This window comes from uncultured Paracoccus sp. (genome assembly GCF_947496875.1).
In the GTDB taxonomy this organism is placed as follows: Bacteria; Pseudomonadota; Alphaproteobacteria; order Rhodobacterales; family Rhodobacteraceae; genus Paracoccus.
In genome coordinates this window covers 1-296 of record NZ_CANMEH010000099.1, presented here as the reverse complement: position 1 = coordinate 296, position 296 = coordinate 1, and the positions used below count along the sequence as shown (strand labels likewise).

General features: G+C 67.2%; 1 protein-coding gene. It reads right to left on the bottom strand.

All coding sequences use genetic code 11. The features are described 5' to 3' along the window. The coding region (locus tag Q0938_RS19280) for a hypothetical protein (protein WP_299365746.1) at window positions 1–251 on the bottom strand (251 nt) is incomplete at its 3' end. Window positions 252–296 lie beyond the last annotated feature (45 nt).

Below are 296 nucleotides of genomic sequence, written 5' to 3'. Positions count from 1 at the left end.
CCGACCGCGCAGAACAGAAGCGCGATCTGGCTGACCCGGACCGGCCCGAGCCGGTCGATCAGACTGCCGCTTGCCAGCGACGAGATCATCGCGCCCGAGTAGACCAGCCCGATGAACACGCCAGCGAGCTTGGCGGGATAGCCTGTCGCCAGCGCCGCCTGGGGCGCCAGAACGGGCACCGTCACTGCGGCCATGGATGCCAGCGACTGGATCGCCAGTGTGACCAGCAGGGGAAGCAGGGAGGTCTTCAACAGTTCACCTCGGCGAGGGTTCGGAGCCGAGACTTAGTCGGGGAG